Annotated in this window: 19 protein-coding genes and 1 tRNA gene; 13 read left to right on the forward strand and 7 right to left on the reverse strand. The window is 62.6% G+C overall.

The features are described 5' to 3' along the window. The 4 genes from NKK47_RS02740 to glpK all read left to right on the forward strand — a co-directional run bounded on the left by NKK47_RS02740 (position 1) and on the right by glpK (position 4,800). A complete protein-coding gene (locus NKK47_RS02740) occupies positions 1–915 on the forward strand; it encodes a carbohydrate ABC transporter permease (protein WP_352455723.1) in 915 nt (304 codons plus the stop codon). 173 nt (positions 916–1,088) lie between these two features. Beyond that, positions 1,089–1,355, forward strand: coding sequence for a DUF2160 domain-containing protein (locus NKK47_RS02745; RefSeq protein WP_031193610.1), 267 nt, complete (start codon positions 1,089–1,091; stop codon positions 1,353–1,355). Positions 1,356–1,433: 78 nt separating this feature from the next. Beyond that, on the forward strand, positions 1,434–3,161 hold the full coding sequence (locus NKK47_RS02750; protein WP_352455724.1) for an ABC transporter substrate-binding protein: 1,728 nt from the start codon (positions 1,434–1,436) through the stop codon (positions 3,159–3,161). 145 nt (positions 3,162–3,306) lie between these two features. Then, complete coding sequence (gene glpK / locus NKK47_RS02755; RefSeq protein ID WP_352455725.1) at positions 3,307–4,800, forward strand: glycerol kinase GlpK; 1,494 nt, start codon at positions 3,307–3,309, stop codon at positions 4,798–4,800. Positions 4,801–4,886: 86 nt separating this feature from the next. On the opposite strand, the gene NKK47_RS02760 is transcribed toward glpK, so the two are convergent. Next, a complete protein-coding gene (locus tag NKK47_RS02760) occupies positions 4,887–5,381 on the reverse strand; it encodes a BA14K family protein (RefSeq protein ID WP_352575010.1) in 495 nt (164 codons plus the stop codon). A gap of 285 nt (positions 5,382–5,666) precedes the next feature. Here NKK47_RS02760 and NKK47_RS02765 point away from each other — a divergent pair. Continuing rightward, positions 5,667–5,742, forward strand: a tRNA-Lys gene (locus tag NKK47_RS02765). A gap of 88 nt (positions 5,743–5,830) precedes the next feature. On the opposite strand, the gene NKK47_RS02770 is transcribed toward NKK47_RS02765, so the two are convergent. From NKK47_RS02770 to NKK47_RS02790, 5 genes are read right to left on the reverse strand one after another with little or no spacing between them, the layout of a single operon-like run. Further along, the gene (locus NKK47_RS02770; RefSeq protein ID WP_352455726.1) at positions 5,831–6,226 is read right to left on the reverse strand and encodes a hypothetical protein; all 396 of its coding nucleotides are present in this window, start codon (positions 6,224–6,226) and stop codon (positions 5,831–5,833) included. A gap of 46 nt (positions 6,227–6,272) precedes the next feature. Continuing rightward, the gene (dprA, locus tag NKK47_RS02775) at positions 6,273–7,397 is read right to left on the reverse strand and encodes a DNA-processing protein DprA (protein WP_352455727.1); all 1,125 of its coding nucleotides are present in this window, start codon (positions 7,395–7,397) and stop codon (positions 6,273–6,275) included. After that, positions 7,394–7,981 carry a glycerol-3-phosphate 1-O-acyltransferase PlsY gene (gene plsY / locus NKK47_RS02780; RefSeq protein ID WP_352455728.1) on the reverse strand — a complete coding sequence of 196 codons (588 nt, stop codon included), beginning with the start codon at positions 7,979–7,981 and terminating at the stop codon, positions 7,394–7,396. The genes dprA and plsY overlap by 4 nt, the downstream gene beginning before the upstream one ends. A 58-nt stretch (positions 7,982–8,039) precedes the next feature. Continuing rightward, positions 8,040–9,326 carry a dihydroorotase gene (locus NKK47_RS02785; protein ID WP_352455729.1) on the reverse strand — a complete coding sequence of 429 codons (1,287 nt, stop codon included), beginning with the start codon at positions 9,324–9,326 and terminating at the stop codon, positions 8,040–8,042. Continuing rightward, positions 9,326–10,288, reverse strand: a complete 963-nt coding sequence (locus NKK47_RS02790) for an aspartate carbamoyltransferase catalytic subunit (protein WP_023674903.1) — start codon at positions 10,286–10,288, stop codon at positions 9,326–9,328. Before NKK47_RS02790 ends, NKK47_RS02785 begins: the two co-directional genes overlap by 1 nt. Before the next feature lie 155 nt (positions 10,289–10,443). Between NKK47_RS02790 and NKK47_RS02795 the strand changes: the two genes are divergently transcribed. The 3 genes from NKK47_RS02795 (at position 10,444) to NKK47_RS02805 (ending at position 13,097) form a co-directional block, all read left to right on the forward strand. Then, on the forward strand, positions 10,444–12,072 hold the full coding sequence (locus NKK47_RS02795; RefSeq protein WP_352455730.1) for a DNA alkylation response protein: 1,629 nt from the start codon (positions 10,444–10,446) through the stop codon (positions 12,070–12,072). Positions 12,073–12,231: 159 nt separating this feature from the next. Beyond that, complete coding sequence (locus NKK47_RS02800; protein ID WP_352455731.1) at positions 12,232–12,786, forward strand: hypothetical protein; 555 nt, start codon at positions 12,232–12,234, stop codon at positions 12,784–12,786. Then, positions 12,786–13,097 (forward strand): DUF6105 family protein, encoded by a 312-nt coding sequence (locus NKK47_RS02805; protein ID WP_352455732.1) that lies wholly within the window; start codon positions 12,786–12,788, stop codon positions 13,095–13,097. Before NKK47_RS02800 ends, NKK47_RS02805 begins: the two co-directional genes overlap by 1 nt. Here NKK47_RS02805 and ruvX read toward each other — a convergent pair. Continuing rightward, a complete protein-coding gene (gene ruvX / locus NKK47_RS02810) occupies positions 13,064–13,549 on the reverse strand; it encodes a Holliday junction resolvase RuvX (RefSeq protein ID WP_352455733.1) in 486 nt (161 codons plus the stop codon). The genes NKK47_RS02805 and ruvX overlap by 34 nt on opposite strands. A 116-nt stretch (positions 13,550–13,665) precedes the next feature. On the opposite strand from ruvX, the gene NKK47_RS02815 reads away from it, so the two are divergent. The 5 genes from NKK47_RS02815 to NKK47_RS02835 all read left to right on the forward strand — a co-directional run bounded on the left by NKK47_RS02815 (position 13,666) and on the right by NKK47_RS02835 (position 17,210). Then, complete coding sequence (locus NKK47_RS02815) at positions 13,666–14,373, forward strand: metal-dependent hydrolase (protein ID WP_352455734.1); 708 nt, start codon at positions 13,666–13,668, stop codon at positions 14,371–14,373. A gap of 24 nt (positions 14,374–14,397) precedes the next feature. Continuing rightward, the gene (locus NKK47_RS02820; protein ID WP_352455735.1) at positions 14,398–14,814 is read left to right on the forward strand and encodes a hypothetical protein; all 417 of its coding nucleotides are present in this window, start codon (positions 14,398–14,400) and stop codon (positions 14,812–14,814) included. A gap of 77 nt (positions 14,815–14,891) precedes the next feature. Continuing rightward, positions 14,892–15,179: an Asp-tRNA(Asn)/Glu-tRNA(Gln) amidotransferase subunit GatC gene (gene gatC, locus NKK47_RS02825; RefSeq protein WP_023674910.1), complete on the forward strand. Its 288-nt coding sequence runs from the start codon at positions 14,892–14,894 to the stop codon at positions 15,177–15,179. 7 nt (positions 15,180–15,186) lie between these two features. Continuing rightward, the gene (locus NKK47_RS02830) at positions 15,187–15,645 is read left to right on the forward strand and encodes a GNAT family N-acetyltransferase (protein ID WP_352455736.1); all 459 of its coding nucleotides are present in this window, start codon (positions 15,187–15,189) and stop codon (positions 15,643–15,645) included. Beyond that, positions 15,645–17,210 (forward strand): amidase family protein, encoded by a 1,566-nt coding sequence (locus tag NKK47_RS02835; RefSeq protein ID WP_352455737.1) that lies wholly within the window; start codon positions 15,645–15,647, stop codon positions 17,208–17,210. Before NKK47_RS02830 ends, NKK47_RS02835 begins: the two co-directional genes overlap by 1 nt. Positions 17,211–17,229 lie beyond the last annotated feature (19 nt).

Genomic DNA, 17,229 nt, shown 5'->3' on the forward strand with positions numbered 1-17,229 from the left:
ATGAGCCGCGCTGACGAAAGAGCCGACAGAGTGAGCGAGACGACAGCTTCGGAAGGGCTTGCCAGCCCGCTACGGCAGGACGAGATCGCACGGCTGATGCGCCGTCGCGGCGAGGAGTCGCGCTGGTGGTGGATCGTGCCGACGCTCTACATCATCGTTCTGCTTTTGCCGATCTACTGGCTCATCAATATGAGCTTCAAGACCAATGGCGAGATCGTCTCGTCGCTGACGCTCTACCCGCACGCACCGACATTGGCGAATTACCGCACCATCTTCACCGACGCGTCCTGGTACTCTGGCTACATCAACTCGATCACCTATGTGGTTATGAACATGGTGATTTCGGTGGCTGCGGCACTGCCTGCTGCCTATGCCTTTTCGCGCTATCGCTTCCTCGGCGACAAGCATCTGTTCTTCTGGCTGCTGACCAACCGCATGGCGCCGCCGGCGGTGTTCGCGCTGCCATTCTTCCAGCTTTATTCGGCCTTCGGCCTTATCGACACCCACATCGCCGTGGCTCTGGCGCATTGCCTGTTCAACGTGCCGCTGGCGGTGTGGATCCTCGAAGGCTTCATGTCGGGCGTACCCAAGGAGATCGACGAGACCGCCTATATCGACGGCTATTCGTTCCCGCGCTTCTTCATCAAGATCTTCATGCCGCTGATTGCGAGCGGCATCGGCGTGGCGTGCTTCTTCTGCTTCATGTTCTCGTGGGTGGAGCTCTTGATCGCCCGTACGCTGACGACAACCGATGCCAAGCCGATCGCCGCGACCATGACCCGCACCGTTTCGGCCGCCGGCATGGATTGGGGGCTGCTCGCCGCAGCCGGCGTGCTGACGCTGATTCCCGGCGCGCTCGTCATCTGGTTTGTGCGCAACTACATCGCCAAGGGCTTTGCCCTGGGGAGGGTATGATGGAGCAGGTCGACAGAAGCCCATGGTGGTGGGCCGTGCTGCTTCTCGCCCTGGTCGTCGTGGCCTGGGTGGCACTTCAAATCGATTTCGTGGCAATAACGGTAGGCTTCAGCGATCCGGCTAATATCCGCCTGTGGGGATTTAACCTCTCGTCCAACCTCGATTTTTCGTGGATGGCCTGGACGTGGCCGACCGCGGCCTTCTTTGGAACCATCTTTCTGCTGCTTTGCGGCATGGCGGTGTGGGAATACGTCTCGCCGGGCGGCAATCCGCGCGTCGGCGTGCTGCGGTTCGAAACGACGCGTGGCGACCGCCTGTTCCTGTCGCTGCTTGGCAGCGCCTTTATCCATCTCGCTTGGCTGGGTCTAGTCGGACCCAATCTGTGGTGGGCTCTCGCTCTCTCCGTGGTCTACGCTGTCGGCGTGTTCCGCTACGTATAGAGGGGGAAACTGTTGGAACGGCGGCGTGCCGGCCGCCGATCCAGATCGCACTTTGAACTTTAACAGTGGAGGAAATACATGCGACGGCAATTCTTGACATCAACAACTGCGCTTGTCCTGTTGCTCGGGGCAAGCAATGCCTATGCCGGAATGGACGAGGCCAAGACCTTCCTCGATAAGGAAATCGGGCCCCTTTCGACGCTTTCGCGCGCCGACCAGGAAGCCGAGATGCAATGGTTCATCGATGCCGCGAAACCTTTCGCCGGCATGGATATCAAGGTGGTTTCCGAAACCATCGCCACGCATCAGTATGAATCGCAGGTCCTGGCGCCGGCCTTTACGGCCATCACCGGCATCAAGGTTACGCATGACGTCATCCAGGAAGGCGACGTCGTCGAGAAGATCCAGACCCAGATGCAGACCGGCCAGAACCTCTATGACGGCTGGGTCAACGATTCCGATCTGATCGGCACGCACTGGCGTTACCAGCAAGTGCGCAACCTGACCGACTGGATGGCGGGCGACGGCAAGGATGTCACCAACCCGAACCTCGACCTGAAGGACTTCATCGGCACCTCGTTCACCACCGCGCCCGACAAGAAACTCTACCAACTTCCCGACCAGCAGTTCGCCAACCTCTACTGGTTCCGTTACGACTGGTTCAACGACGAGAAGAACAAGGCGGACTTCAAGGCCAAATACGGCTACGACCTCGGCGTGCCGGTCAATTGGTCGGCCTATGAGGACATCGCCGAGTTCTTCACCGGGCGTGAGATCGATGGCAAGAAGGTCTACGGCCATATGGATTATGGCAAGAAGGACCCGTCGCTCGGCTGGCGGTTCACCGACGCCTGGCTGTCGATGGCCGGCAATGGCGACAAGGGCATTCCGAACGGTCTGCCCGTCGACGAATGGGGCATCAAGGTCGACGAGAATTCGCGTCCGGTCGGTTCCTGCACGGCGCGCGGCGGCGACACCAATGGTCCGGCTTCCGTCTATGCCATCCAGAAGTACCTCGATTGGCTGAAGGCCTATGCACCGGCGGAAGCCCAAGGCATGACCTTCTCCGAATCGGGGCCAGTTCCGGCGCAGGGCGCGGTTGCCCAGCAGATCTTCTGGTATACTGCCTTCACCGCTAGCATGGTCGACGCCAGCGCCAAGGCGGTGCTGAACGACGACGGCACGCCGAAGTGGCGCATGGCGCCGTCGCCGCATGGCGTCTACTGGAAGGACGGCATGAAGCTTGGCTATCAGGACGTCGGTTCCTGGACGCTGATGAAGTCGACGCCGACCGACCGCGCCAAGGCCGCCTGGCTCTACGCGCAGTTCGTCACCTCGAAGACGGTCGACGTGAAGAAGAGCCATGTCGGTCTGACCTTCATCCGCGAGAGCACGATCCACGACAAGAGCTTCACCGAACGTGCGCCAAAGCTCGGCGGCTTGATCGAGTTCTACCGCTCGCCGGCGCGTGTCCAGTGGTCGCCGACCGGCACCAACGTGCCGGATTATCCGAAGCTGGCGCAGCTCTGGTGGCAGGCGATCGGCGATGCCTCGTCGGGTGCCAAGAGCGCGCAGGAAGCGATGGACTCGCTCTGCGCCGAGCAGGAAAAGGTGATGAGCCGCATCGAGAAGTCGGGCGTCCAGGGCGATATTGGCCCGAAGATGGCCGAAGAGCATGACCTCGCCTACTGGAATGCGGACGCGGTCAAGAAGGGCAATCTCGCTCCTCAGCTCAAGATCGAGAACGAGAAGGAAAAGCCGGTCACCATCAACTACGACGAGCTGGTGAAGAGCTGGCAGCAATAGGACCGTTTGATGCGGGCGTCCGCGCCCGCATCGCCATGCTCAGGGGAGGCGGCATGTTGCCGTCTCCCCTGTTTGCGTGAACGGCTCCGAGCCATCTGGCGTCGAGACATCGCAGCACCTTGAATTCGCTTCGACGGGAGAGAGAATGACCGGATATATCCTTGCAATCGACCAGGGGACGACATCGAGCCGGGCGATCCTGTTTGACGACAAGATGATGGTCGTCGGCAGCGGGCAAAAGGAATTCACCCAATATTATCCGGCCTCCGGCTGGGTCGAGCACGATCCCGAGGAGATATGGGCAAGCGTCGTGGAAACGGTGAAGGCCGCGCTGAAGACAGCCGGCCGCAACGCAGCGGAAGTCGCCGCGATCGGCATCACCAACCAGCGCGAAACGATCGTCATCTGGGACAAAGAGACCGGCAAGCCGATCCACAACGCGATTGTCTGGCAGGATCGTCGCACCGCGCCGCTATGCCAGAAACTGAAGAAGCTGGGGCTGGAGAAGAAATTCACGAAAAAGACCGGCCTGCTGCTCGATCCCTATTTCTCCGGCACCAAAATCGCCTGGATGCTGGACAAGGTGAAGGGCGCCAGAAAACGCGCCGAGAAGGGCGAACTGCTGGCCGGCACCATCGACAGTTTCCTGATTTGGCGCCTGACCGGCGGCAAGATCCACGCCACTGACGCCACTAATGCCTCGCGCACGCTGGTCTACAACATCGAACAAAACGCCTGGGATGACGAACTGCTGGCCATTTTCGGCATACCTGCAAGAATGCTGCCGCAGGTGAAAGATTGTGCCGATGATTTTGGAATCACCGACAAAAGCCTGTTTGGTGCACAGATCAGAATCCTCGGTGTGGCCGGCGACCAGCATGCGGCGGCGATCGGCCAAGCCTGTTTCGAGCCAGGCATGATGAAATCCACCTACGGCACCGGTTGCTTCGCGCTGCTCAACACCGGCAGCGATCTGGTTCGTTCGAAGAACCGGCTTTTGACCACCATCGCCTACAGGCTGAACGGCAAGACCACCTACGCTCTGGAAGGCTCGATCTTTATCGCGGGCGCCGCCGTGCAATGGCTGCGCGACGGCATCAAGGTAATCGGCAAGGCCGAGCATAGCGGCAAATTGGCAGCGGAAGCCGATCCGACGCAGAACGTCTATTTGGTGCCTGCTTTCGTCGGGCTCGGCGCGCCCCATTGGGATGCCGAAGCGCGCGGCGCCATCTTCGGGCTGACCCGCAATTCGGGGCCGGCGGAATTTGCCCGCGCGGCACTGGAATCCGTTGCGTTCCAAACACGCGACCTGCTTGACGCCATGCGCAAGGACTGGAAGGCCGCCTCGGCCAAGACCGTGCTCAGGGTCGATGGCGGCATGGTGGCGTCGGACTGGACCATGCAGCGGCTGGCCGACATTCTCGATGCGCCGGTCGACCGGCCGACAATTCTCGAAACAACAGCACTCGGTGCGGCTTGGCTGGCCGGCTCGAAGGCGGGTGTCTGGCCGAAGGCCGCGGAATTCGCCAGGAGTTGGGCGCTCGAGCGCCGGTTCAAGCCGGACATGGATGCTTCGACACGTGCCGCCAAGCTGGCAGGTTGGCGCCACGCTGTGCGCAGGACGCTAAGTACGCAATAGGCAGGGATGCCCCGATGCCCCGGGATTCGCACTAATGAAAAACCCGCGCCGTTTCGGGCGCGGGCTTGCAGCCTCTAATCTGGGACTCAGTAAGGCGACCGGCACTGCCGGCGCGGACCGTAGTTGGGCTGGTAAGTGTTGTCAGAAGCGCGATAGCTCCGATAACGGTCATAGCACCACTGCACGTGGGCATCGCCACGATAGACACGATTCTGGTTGACGATCGCGCCGGTAATCAGCGCTCCGGTAGCAAACGCAGCCAGCGGGAACCAGAAGTCGCCGTGACGGCGATAGCCGCGACGATATTCGCGATAGCCGCGATGGCCACGCCAGTACATTCCGTCGTCACGCGAAAAATTGCGACGGAAATCGCGACGCGAGAAATCGCGATTGAAATTCCGGTGCCTCCGCCACGGCTCGTACTGGACGGTCTGGACATTCGAGGTGAGCCCCTGGGCCGGGGGCGCATAGCTGGGCTGAGCGTTGACTGGCACGATCTCCGCGGCAGCGAATGAGATCGAAAGAGTGGTCGCCAGTAGGCCCGACATGATCCTATTCATGGTCTTCTCCTTGAAACGCATGTCCCTTATCGCGGGAAACGGGCAGGCTGCGCAAATTGTTCCGCCAAAAATCCCAAGTTGCTGATCCGCAAAGGTTCTTCCGATTTGCTGCTTGCTTTCGTCGGCATAGCGCGAGCTTCGGTCTTGCGCGAGAACGAGGCCGTTCCGTCGACGCCGAAGCGCTCCGCAAGGCATGATGACACTGCAGGACAGTCCGGTTTGCGAGCCGTCTTTTTCCGGTTGACCGGCAGAGGCACTCTCCCTATGTTCCGCGCAATTTCGAGGGCGGCCTTTCTGAGCCCGCGGGAGCGCGTAGCTCAGCCGGTAGAGCAACTGACTTTTAATCAGTAGGTCATGGGTTCGAATCCCATCGCGCTCACCAAAATCAAGATTGTCCAACCCGGAGACATAGGTAACAGATTGTACCTAAGACATGGGTGACAACCTCGTGCCGAACGCATGCAGTGGCTTTAGCCGCCCGCTCCATCGTCCATCATCGTGCCGGTGAGCGCCTCATAGGCTCTGCTGCACAGCTGTGAATGCGGACAATCCTTCACGATAAGCACTGGCGCCACGGTGAGAACTGCTGCGGCAAGGATTTGCAGGCAAGGACCGACGGCGCTTACCTTTCTGCCGAACACGCCGGCCAGGAAAAAGTAGAGACCCTGGGCCATGCAGGCTGCGGTCAGAATGCCCCGAAGCGTGCTGGTCGCTCTTGCGAAGGGCGTTATGTAGCCATCAGGAAAACCCAGCATGCCGAGATCGGCGGACCATTGCAGCGCCAGCATGACGCTCAGCGCTGACCAGATGAGGGCCGTCGTGCGAGTGAACAGCGTCTGCTTTGGTTTGTTGCTCGGATCGGCCATCGGGATCACGTCGGAATTGCGTGCCGGGACATGCGCAAGCTCTCGGTCAAATCAGCGAGACATTACCGCCGGCATGGCGCTCGAGCCGTCCGGCTAGGTCGAGCTCCAGCAGCACCATGAACACTTGAGCGGGATGCAGGCCGGTGTGGCGGATGATCTCGTCGACTGCCACTGGCGTCGGGCCGAGCGCCTCGACGACGCGGTCGCGGTCGTCCTCGCGCGGCGGCGGCGTTGCCGAAAAGTCGGGCGGCTCCTCAAGCGGCGATGTCCTTGGCGACCAGGCGCCGACCAGCGGGGCGATCGCACTGGTGATATCGGCGGCCTCGGTGACAAGGGTGGCGCCGTCCTTGAGCAGGCCATTGGCGCCGGCGGCGCGCGGATCGAGCGGCGAACCGGGAACGGCAAAGACCAGTCGGCCCATCTCGCCGGCAAGCCGGGCGCTGATCAGAGAGCCGGAGCGCTGTGCGGCCTCGACCACTACCAACCCTAATGCAGCACCCGCGACAAGCCGGTTGCGGCGCGGGAAATCCTGCGCGCGCGGCTGCCAGCCAAACGGCATTTCGGAGATGACGGCGCCGCCGCGCTCGGCAATCTCGTCGCACAGGCCGGCATTTTCGGGCGGATAGGGCAAATCGAGGCCGCCGGCGAGCACACCGATTGTGCCAGTCGCAAGGCTGCCCTGGTGCGCGGCCGTATCGATGCCGCGCGCCAGGCCGGAGACGATGCCATAGCCGTCGCGGCCGAGATCCGCCGCCAGCATCCGCGCCATCTTGATGCCGGCCAGCGATGCGTTGCGAGCGCCGACGATGGCGACCGCTGGCAAGCGGAACACCGCGCTATTGCCCCTGACCGCGAGCAGCGGCGGCGGATGATCCATGCTTTTCATCAGCGGCGGATAATCCGCTTCGCCGATGCCGACGAAGCGGGCGCCAGCCCGCCGGGCGGTCTCCAGCTCCGCCTCGGTCTCGGCAATGGACGGGATGCGGACGATTTTTTTGGCGCCACCCGAAATCATCAGCTCGGGCAGCATCGATAGCGCTGCTTCGGCCGAACCGAACCGGTTGATCAGGTCGCGAAAGGAAGCCGGGCCGACATTCGGCGTGCGGATCAGACGAAGCCAGCTCAGCCGCTGCCGGTCGCTGAGGCGCGGCCCGGCGTCGGGCTCGCTCACTCCTTGGCCCCGATCTTACCCTCGGTGCCGGCAAGCAGCCGCGCAATGTTGGCGCGGTGCTTTACGATGACGATTAGGCTCATCGCCGCGAAAAGCCCGGCAATCTGCGGCGTGCTCAGGAAATACAGCGCCATGGGCACCACGACTGCTGCCGTCAGTGCCGCAAGCGAGGAGAAGCGGAACAGGAAGGCCACCGCCAGCCAGACGACGGCGAAGATCAGCGCCGCCTGCCAGGCAAGGCCGATCAGCACGCCAAGGTAAGTGGCGACACCCTTGCCTCCCTTGAAGCCGAGCCAGACCGGAAAGAGATGACCTAAAAACGCGCCGAAGCCGGCCCAAAGTCCGAGCTCGGGCGCAAAGCGGCCTGCGATCAGCACCGCCGCGGTGCCTTTAAGGGCGTCGAGCAGAAGCGTGGCCGCGGCCAAGCTCTTGTTGCCGGTGCGCAGCACATTGGTGGCGCCGATGTTGCCGGAGCCGATGTTGCGCACGTCGCCGAGGCCGGCGGCACGGGTGATCAGCAGGCCAAACGGGATCGAGCCGAGAAGATAGCCGAACACCAATGCCAAGACGGGACTGTAAGCCATTGTTCCCCCGAACTTTCCTTGGCTGAGCGGATTTTAAGCCGTGACGCCTGTTTTCGTCCTAGGCCGAAAACACTGTGCGGCCCGCCACCATCGTTTGCAAGACCTTGCCTTGCAGTCGTGCGCCTTCGAAACAGGTGTTTTTCGAGCGTGAGCGGATGCCGCTCTCGCTGACGACCCATGGCTCGTCCAGATCGACGAGCGAAAGGTCGGCCAATGCCCCCGGTTTCAGCGTGCCGCCGGGCAGGCCGAACAATCTTGCCGGCGCGGTCGACAGTGTCTCAACCAGCCGGAGCAGCGTCACGTCGCCATTGTGATAGAGCCGCAGCGCTGCGCCTAGCAGCGTTTCCAGGCCGATGGCGCCGGCCGCGGCATCGGCAAAGGGAAGGCGCTTGGTGTCAACGTCCTGCGGGTCGTGCGAGGAGACGATGAGATCGATGGTGCCGTCCTTGATCGCTTCGATCATCGCCAGCCGGTCTTCCTCCGCACGCAGCGGCGGCGTCAGCCGGAAGAAGGTGCGGTACTCGCCGACATCATTCTCGTTGAGCGACAGATTGTGGATCGACACGCCTGATGTGACATTGGCGCCATCGGCTTTCGCGCGCGCTACCGCGTTTGCCGCCATAGCCGTCGAAATCTTGGCAGCGTGATAGGCGCCGCCGGTCAGGCGAGCCAACGCGAGATCGCGCTCCAGGGGGATCGATTCGGCTTCGCGCGGAATGCCGGCAAGGCCAAGCCAGCTTGCGTAAAGGCCTTCGTTCATCACGCCGGCCGAAGCGAGGTCGGCGTCTTGGGTTTCATGCGCGATGACGCCACCGAAATCGCGCGCATAGGTCAGCGCGCGGCGCATCACCAGCGCGCTGGCAATCGAATGCCGGCCATCGGTGAAGGCGACCGCGCCGGCCTCGCGCAGCAGGCCGAATTCGGTCATTTCGCGGCCTTCCAGCCCCTTGGTGATCGCTGCTGCCGGCAAGATGTTGACGATTGCGGTGTCCTTGGCGGTGCGCAGCACGAACTCGACCAGTGCGACATTGTCGATCACCGGGTCGGTATCGGGCATCATGACGATTGAGGTGACGCCGCCGGCCGCCGCAGCGATGCTCGCCGAAGCAATGGTCTCCCGGTGTTCGCCGCCGGGTTCGCCGATGAAGACGCGCGCGTCGATCAATCCAGGGATGATAGTCTTGCCGGCGCAGTCGATGATGGTGGCGCCTTCGGGCGCGCCCTGATTCAAAGCCGCCTTGCCGGCGGCAACGATTTTGCGGCCTTCGACGATGACGGTGCCGACCTCATCGATGCCGCGCGACGGGTCGACGATGTGGGCCCGGCTGAAGACCGTTATGCTCATCAGGCGCGGCCCTCGTGGTTTCGACGGGGGTCGAGCAGCGCTTCCATAACCGCCATGCGCACGGCGACGCCCATCTCAACCTGTTCCTGGATAACGCTTTGCGGGCCGTCGGCGATCTCGGAGGCGATCTCGACGCCGCGGTTCATCGGGCCGGGATGCATGACCAGCGCACCGTCCTTGGCCGCCTTCAGCTTCTCCGCGTCGAGGCCGAAATAGCGGAAATATTCGCGTACCGACGGTACGAAAGCGCCTTCCATGCGTTCGCGCTGCAGGCGCAGCATCATCACTACGTCGGCGTCCTTCAGACCCTCGGCCATGGAACGGGTGACGATGACGCCCATCTTCTCGATGCCGGCGGGCAAAAGCGTCGAAGGGGCGACGACCCTGACCTGGGCACCAAGCGCGTTGAGCAGGATGATGTTGGAGCGGGCCACGCGCGAATGCAGGATGTCGCCGCAGATCGCCACGATCAGCTTCGGCAACGGACCCTTGACGCGGCGGATGGTCAGTGCGTCGAGCAGCGCCTGGGTAGGGTGCTCATGGGCGCCGTCGCCGGCATTGACCACCGAACAGCCGACTTTTTGAGCGAGAAGTGCTGCCGCGCCGGCCGATTGATGGCGGATGATCAATATGTCGGGACGCATGGCATTCAGCGTCATCGCCGTATCGATCAGCGTCTCGCCCTTTTTCACCGACGAACTCGCTACGGACATGTTCATGACGTCGGCGCCGAGCCGTTTGCCGGCCAGCTCGAATGACGATTGCGTACGGGTCGAGGCTTCGTAGAAGAGATTGATCTGGGTGCGGCCGCGCAGCGTCGATGTCTTCTTGTCCGACTGCCGCGAGATGGCAACGGCCCTGTCCGCCCGGTCGAGCAGAAGCTCGATGTCGGCAGGGGAAAGATCGCGGATGCCCAGAAGATGGCGGTGGGGATAAAGCGGCAGGGACGATGCGTCGGTCATCTCAAGTCGCTGCTATAGGGGGGAGGCTCCGCGGCTGCAAGCACCGGCTTGGGATTGGATTGGTTCTCCCCGGTATTTTCGTCGCGCGCCGCTGGCCATAGGCTATAAACCGCCTTGGCTTTGGATTCGCAGCCTTCAGGTGATAAGGACGAAGCGTGACTGACGACGTGACCAACCAGCCGCCGCCGCTGGCCGGCGGCAACGCCTGGCGGGGCGATCCGTTGCTGATCCAGCTTGCCGAGCGCTTTTCCGATCCGGTGCGCAAGGACCTCGACGGGCTTGGCCGTTTCGTTCTGACCCATGAGGCGCAGGAACTGGCCCGTCTTGCCAATGTCGAGATGCCGAAGCTCAGGACCCATGACCGCCAGGGCCGGCGCATCGACCAGGTCGAGTTCCATCCCGCCTATCACGCGCTCATGCGCCGCTCTGTTGCCAACGGGCTGCATTCGTCGGTCTGGGAGAATGGCGACGCCGAGATCGGCCGCCGCCACCAGGTGCGCGCTGCACGCTTTTACCTCACGGCTGAGCTCGAGACCGGACATCTCTGCCCGATCACCATGACCAGCGCTTCGCTGGCAGCGCTGATGGCCAGCCCGAAGCTGTTTCGCGAATGGGCGCCTCGGGTGACGACGCGCAAATACGATCAAAGCCAAAAGCCTCCGGTCGAAAAAGCCGGGCTGACGCTCGGCATGGGCATGACCGAGAAGCAAGGCGGCACCGATGTCCGTGCCAACGTCACCAGGGCCGAGCGCGCGGGCAGCGGGTTTTATCGCCTGACCGGCCACAAATGGTTCATGTCGGCGCCGATGTCGGATGCCTTCCTGGTGCTCGGACAGGTGCCGGAGGGACTGTCGTGCTTTCTCGTTCCCCGCCTGCTCGGCGACGGATCCGGCAACGGCTTCCGTTTTCAACGGCTGAAGGACAAGCTCGGCAACCGATCCAATGCCTCGTCGGAGGTGGAATTCGTCAATGCCATCGGCGAGATGGTCGGCGAGCCCGGCGCGGGCGTGAAGACGATCATGGACATGGTGACCCTGACGCGGCTCGACTGTGCCGTCGCCTCATCGGCGATCATGCGGGCCGGACTGGCCGAGGCCGTCCACCACACGCGCCACCGCAAGGTGTTTGGAACCAATCTGATCGAGCAGCCGCTGATGCAGCGTGTGCTGGCCGATATGGCGCTCGACGTTGCCGCCGCTACCGCGCTGTCGTTCCGGCTGGCGCGCTCCTTCGACGAGGCGGCCGGCGACCGCGGCGAGGCGGCCTTCGCGCGCGCCATGACGCCGGTCGTCAAATACTGGGTCTGCAAGATTGCGCCGCCGCTGCTCTATGAAGCGATGGAGTGCCTCGGCGGCAATGGCTATGTCGAGGAGGGGCCGCTCGCCCGCTACTATCGCGAAGCTCCGGTCAACGCGATCTGGGAGGGATCCGGCAACGTCATGGCGCTCGACGTGCTACGTGTGCTGGGGCGTGCACCCGGCCTGTTCGATGACGTGCTGGCCGGCATCGACCGCGATCTCGGCGCCGGCGGACGCGGCACCGTCGGCGTGCTCAAGGCGGCAATGCAGGTCGCTGCAACCGACGAGGGCTCGGCGCGGCTCTTGACCGAGCAATTGGCATTGTCGGCGGCGGCAGCAGAGCTTCGCAGGCTGGGGGCAGGGCGGATCGCCGACGCCTTCGTCGAAACGCGCCTCGCCGGCCAGTGGCGCAATACCTATGGCATGATCGATTCCCGCCATGATGCGCGCATGATCATCGATACGCTCTACCCGCCGATCAACTAAGGGCCGTCGCCCAATTCGCTGCCGCTCTCGCGACCCTGTGGATGGCCGTTAACCTTAACGAATGGTTTCCATTGCGGCGGCCGGTGGCAAAGCCCAGTGTTATGGTTAAGGCAAGGACTGTTCAGCTTGAGCGGCTTTGCCCTGCGAAGCAGGAGCGTCATGCGGCATATTCTGAGCTCTTTTCTGGCATTGCATTGGGCGGCCGTTTTCGCCCTGCTGGCGTTCATCTGCATCGACGGGAATCGAGGCGTGGCGACGGCCCTTGGCGTACTCGGCGTTCCCATCCAGAACACTCGATTTGCCGATCTCGAAAACGCCGTCGTTGTGGCGCCGCTCGCCGTGGCACTACTTGTCGTCGCGGTGCTGTTCTGCTGGGCCTTTGTTGAAGCACTGACCAGCGACAGGACCAACCCGGATGCCGCCGATAGCGTCATGCGAATCGCCTTCATTTCCGCCTTGGGCGTGCTGTCGCTGATCGTCATCGGCGGCGCCGCGCAAGGCATCAATGGGCTGTTCATGATTGTCGCGGTGCAATTGGCGGCACTTCTGGCGTCCTATGTCGCGATGCTCGCGGAGCGGCGGTCGACCGTTGCCGCGGCAATTCCAGGGACCGGCGAAATCCGAGCGGCCGCGCATGTCATGGCCAAGGCAGCGGCGCATAATTCCTCGCTTGCCCGCATTTCCGGCCGGCTGGATTCGAGGGATGACCGCTGATGCGCACCTTGTTCGCGCTGTGGGCGGCTCCGCTCCTCTTGTTTTGGGGCTGGTTCTTTCTGTCGCTCAACGACATCAATTTCGGCTATGTCATGCTGAGCCGCCAATTACACGATCTCGTCTTCCAGCTCTATGGACAGATGCTCGGCGTTGATCCGGCGCTTATTCCGGGCATGGTGGCGAAAGCTTGCGTGTTCGATGGGCTGCTGCTGGTGGCGTTCTGGGCATTTCGCCGCCGCAAGGCGATTGGTGGCTGGATCACGGCGATGCGCAACCGCTATTTCGACCAGGCATCGACGCCGAGCGCCTGAAGCCGGTCGAGAACACCTTGGAGGATAAAAGCGGCCGCCGCAGAATCGATCTTGCCGGCGCGTTTCTTGCGGGAAAAGTCCATCTCGATCAGCGTCCGCTCGGCCGCCACCGTCGACAGCCGTTCGTCCCAAAAGAGGAAGGGCAGATCGGTCAATCCAGCCATATTGCGCACGAACGCGCGGGATTTTTGGGCGCGCGGGCCTTCGGAGCCGTCCATGTTGATGGGGAGGCCGATTGCCACGGCGCCGGCATTCTCCTTCTGCAACAGGGCGAGCAGCACTGCGGCATCGAGCGAGAATTTCCTGCGCATGATGACGGGGCGCGGGTGCGCGAACGACAAGCCGCGGTCCGCAACCGCCACGCCGATCGTTTTGTCGCCGAGGTCGAGACCGGCCAGGGTCTTGCCGCCGCCGAGCCGGGCCGGCAACTCCTCGATGGTGATGATGCCCAACGGCTTTTCCTTTGACCGCGACGCCGCACGTCCTATACGCGCAAAGCGTGCGCGGCACTTTAATTTCGCCGTCGGCGTTCTATCCTCCACCGAAGCAAAAATCGAGGAAAGCATTGATGAAACTGACCTGGTACGGACATTCGGCATTCCGAATCGAAATCGAAGGCGCGAAAATCCTCATCGACCCCTATCTGGTCGGCAATCCGTCGTGGGCGGGCGGCTGGGAAGGGCCGGCCGAAGGGATCACGCACGTGTTGCTCACCCATGGCCACAGTGACCACATCAGCGGCGCCGTCGAAGTGCTCAAGAAGAGCGGCGCGATGCTGGTCGCCAATTTCGAGATTTGCATGTACCTGGTCGGCAAGGGTGTCGGTGACAAGCAGATCAATCCCGGCAATATCGGCGGCACCGTCGATTGCGGCGGCTTCACCACCACCTTCGTTCAGGCTCTGCATTCATCGTCCTTTCCGGGCGAAGGCGGCCAGAATACCTATCTCGGCAATCCGGGCGGGCTCGTCCTGCACTTCCCCGAGGATAAGACGCTCTACCATATGGGCGACACCGACGTTTTTTCCGACATGGCGCTGATCAACGAGTTGCACGAACCGAAGATCGGCATCGTGCCGATCGGCGACCGTTTCACCATGGGCGGCGCGGTGGCAGCGCTTGCCTGCCAGCGTTTCTTCAAGTTTGAGACGGTCATTCCCGCCCACTTCGGCACATTTCCGATGATCGACCAGACCGCCGACAAGTTCGTGGCCGGGCTGGATGGATCGGGTGTGAAAGTTGCGTTGCCGAAGATCGGCGAGACGATTACGCTGTAAAGAAAGCCGGTCCGGAACGATACGATGCGCTTGAGAAATTCTCTTTGCCTTTCCATGCTGGTTGCCGCGTCGCCGACGCTGGCCGCGGAAAATTTCATCGAGGGCGTCTATCTGCAATCGGAGGACCTCTGCGCGCAGGCCAAAAAGGATACGCTGCAGACGGTGATCGAGGGCGGCAATATCGTGCTGTCGGCAAATGGCCTGGAAAGCATCGAATATAATTGTGAATTCCTGCAGATCACCAAAGCGACACGCTCACCAAGCTGGGCGGTGACCGCTATATGCCAGGCGCCGGGCTACGTCTTTCCCGATGTTCTCTCACTAACACAGATGAGCCCGAAGCAGATCGACCTGGTATCGGTTCGGCCTGCCGCCGACGAAGGCGAGCAGAGCGGCAACGGCGGCAGTTATTTCCTCTGCGACGGCGTGGCGATGCCATAGGGCAGTTGAAGGCATGATGCATGTTGCGCGGCACGCGCCGCGCCGCTATAGCGCTGGTTTTTCCCCGAGGCACAAACATGTCCGTTGATATAAAAACCGTGAAGCGCGTCGCGCATCTTGCCCGTATTGCGGTGAGCGAGGAGGATGCAGAGCGCATGACCGGCGAATTGAACGCCATTTTGGGCTTTGTCGAGCAGTTGAACGAGGTCGATGTTTCCGGCGTCGAGCCGATGACCTCGGTCACGCCGATGGCAATGAAAAAGCGCCAGGACGTCGTCACCGACGGCGGCAAGGCAGCCGACATCGTCGCCAACGCGCCGGCGACCGAAGAGAATTTCTTCCTTGTGCCTAAGGTCGTGGAGTAGCTGGCCGATGGCAATCGAGATCGCCACGGAGACGCCGCTGCAGGACGATGTGCGCGGGCTGGTCGAGGAGCTCAACGCCACATTGCTGGAGCTGACGCCGCCGGAGCATTGCTACCATTTGACGGTCGAGCAAATGGCGGACCGCGACACGACCGTCTTCATCGCCCGCGATAACGGCCTTGCCATCGGTTGCGGCGCACTGAAGCGCCACGATGCTGTCGTCGGCGAGGTCAAGCGCATGTATACGCGACCTTCGCATCGCGGCCGCAAGATCGGCGCGAAGATTGTCGAGCGTATCGAGGCGCTGGCGCGCCGAGAAGGGCTTAAGCGTCTGGTGCTGGAGACGGGCGACCGTCATCCCGCCGCCTGGACCGTCTACGAACGCGCCGGTTTTTCGCGTTGCGGCCCGGTACTGGATTATCCCGATTCCGAGTGGTCGGTGTTTTACGAAAAGAGCCTTGCCTGATGAGCGACCTTACCCAGCTGACGATTTCGCAGGCCCGCGCCAAATTACGCTCCAGGGAGATCACCGCCACCGAAATCACCGAGGTTTATCTATCGGCGGTCGAGCGAGCCAATCCGGCGCTCAATGCCTACGTCGTGGTCACCGACGACAAGGCGCGCCACATGGCCAAGGCCTCCGACGCGAAACTGGCCAAGGGCGAGGGCGGGTCGCTCGAGGGTATCCCGCTCGGCATCAAGGATTTGTTCGGCACCGAAGGTGTCCACACCCAGGCCTGCAGCCATGTGCTGGACGGCTTCAAGCCGCGCTACGAATCGACGGTCACCGCCAATCTGTGGGCGGATGGCGCCGTCATGCTCGGCAAGCTCAACATGGACGAGTTCGCCATGGGTTCGTCCAACGAGACCTCGTATTACGGGCCAGTCATCAACCCGTGGCGGCGTTCGCGCCTCGACACGGTGGTAATGCCGACGACGCATCAGGGCGAGGGTGGCTTCGTTTCGGCCGGCGGCACCAGGACCGCGCGCACGTTGGACAATGCCCAACTGGTGCCGGGCGGTTCGTCCGGAGGCTCCGCATCAGCGGTCTCGGCCTTCCTGTGCGCCGGCGCCACCGCCACCGACACCGGCGGCTCGATCCGCCAGCCCGCCGCCTTCACTGGCACAGTCGGCATCAAGCCGACCTATGGCCGCTGTTCGCGCTGGGGCATCGTTGCCTTCGCCTCATCGCTCGACCAGGCCGGGCCGATCGCGCGCGACGTACGCGACGCCGCGATCCTGTTGAAGTCGATGGCTTCGGTCGACGCGAAGGACACGACGTCCGTCGACCTGCCGGTGCCGGACTACGAGGCGGCGATCGGCCGCCCGATCAGGGGCATGAAGGTCGGCATTCCCAAGGAATATCGCGTCGACGACATGCCCGCGGAGATCGAGGCGCTGTGGCAGAAAGGCATTGCCTGGCTGCGGGATGCTGGTGCCGAGATCGTCGATATCTCACTGCCGCACACCAAATATGCGCTGCCGGCCTATTACATCGTGGCGCCGGCCGAAGCCTCGTCCAACCTCGCCCGTTACGACGGCGTCCGCTATGGCTTGCGCGTGCCCGGCAAGGACATTGTCGATATGTATGAAAAGACCCGCGCCGCCGGCTTCGGGCGGGAGGTCAAGCGCCGTATCATGATCGGCACCTATGTGCTTTCCGCCGGCTACTACGATGCCTACTATCTACAGGCGCAGAAGGTTCGAACCCTGATCAAGCGTGACTTCGAAAATGTGTTTGCCGCAGGCGTCGACGTCATCCTGACGCCGGCAACGCCTTCCGCCGCCTTCGGCATCGCCGACGAGGACATGGCCGCCGACCCGGTCAAGATGTATCTCAACGACATTTTTACGGTGACGGTGAACATGGCCGGCCTGCCCGGCATAGCGGTTCCGGCCGGGCTCGACGCCAAGGGGCTGCCGCTCGGCCTGCAGCTGATCGGCCGGCCCTTCGACGAGGAAACGCTGTTCCAGACCGCCCATGTCATCGAACAGGCGGCGGGCACATTTCAGCCGGAAAAATGGTGGTAGGATCGTTTCTCATCTTGAG

This window comes from Mesorhizobium sp. M0019 (genome assembly GCF_040323975.1).
In the GTDB taxonomy this organism is placed as follows: Bacteria; Pseudomonadota; Alphaproteobacteria; order Rhizobiales; family Rhizobiaceae; genus Mesorhizobium.